Genomic DNA, 1,203 nt, shown 5'->3' with positions numbered 1-1,203 from the left:
TTAGGGAAGGTGCGAACAAGTCCCTGATATGAGATCATGTTTGTCATCTGGAGCCATGGAACAGGGTTCATCATGAGTCATCAACTTACCTTCGCCGACAGTGAATTCAGCAGTAAGCGCCGTCAGACCAGAAAAGAGATTTTCTTGTCCCGCATGGAGCAGATTCTGCCATGGCAAAACATGGTGGAAGTCATCGAGCCGTTTTACCCCAAGGCTGGTAATGGCCGGCGACCTTATCCGCTGGAAACCATGCTACGCATTCACTGCATGCAGCATTGGTACAACCTGAGCGATGGCGCGATGGAAGATGCTCTGTACGAAATCGCCTCCATGCGTCTGTTTGCCCGGTTATCCCTGGATAGCGCCTTGCCGGACCGCACCACCATCATGAATTTCCGCCACCTGCTGGAGCAGCATCAACTGGCCCGCCAATTGTTCAAGACCATCAATCGCTGGCTGGCCGAAGCAGGCGTCATGATGACTCAAGGCACCTTGGTCGATGCCACCATCATTGAGGCACCCAGCTCGACCAAGAACAAAGAGCAGCAACGCGATCCGGAGATGCATCAGACCAAGAAAGGCAATCAGTGGCACTTTGGCATGAAGGCCCACATTGGTGTCGATGCCAAGAGTGGCCTGACCCACAGCCTAGTCACCACCGCGGCCAACGAGCATGACCTCAATCAGCTGGGTAATCTGCTGCATGGAGAGGAGCAATTTGTCTCAGCCGATGCCGGCTACCAAGGGGCGCCACAGCGCGAGGAGCTGGCCGAGGTGGATGTGGACTGGCTGATCGCCGAGCGCCCCGGCAAGGTAAGAACCTTGAAACAGCATCCACGCAAGAACAAAACGGCCATCAACATCGAATACATGAAAGCCAGCATCCGGGCCAAGGTGGAGCACCCATTTCGCATCATCAAGCGACAGTTCGGCTTCGTGAAAGCCAGATACAAGGGGTTGCTGAAAAACGATAACCAACTGGCGATGTTATTCACGCTGGCCAACCTGTTTCGGGCGGACCAAATGATACGTCAGTGGGAGAGATCTCACTAAAAACTGGGGATAACGCCTTAAATGGCGAAGAAACGGTCTAAATAGGCTGATTCAAGGCATTTACGGGAGAAAAAATCGGCTCAAACATGAAGAAATGAAATGACTGAGTCAGCCGAGAAGAATTTCCCCGCTTATTCGCACCTTCCTTAG

The 1,203-nt window shown here is 53.0% G+C and carries 1 protein-coding gene; it reads left to right on the top strand.

Annotated elements, in window-relative coordinates; all coding sequences use genetic code 11:
- The first annotated feature begins 72 nt into the window (after positions 1-72).
- Positions 73-1,053, top strand: coding sequence for an IS5-like element IS5 family transposase (locus V6E55_RS25455; protein ID WP_000019402.1), 981 nt, complete (start codon positions 73-75; stop codon positions 1,051-1,053).
- Positions 1,054-1,203: the final 150 nt, after the last annotated feature.

Origin of the sequence: Enterobacter sp. 342, assembly GCF_036663495.1 — a bacterium.
Lineage (GTDB): Bacteria > Pseudomonadota > Gammaproteobacteria > Enterobacterales > Enterobacteriaceae > Enterobacter.
The sequence above is the reverse complement of the archived record's forward strand: the minus strand, read 5'-3'. Positions and strand labels throughout refer to the sequence as shown.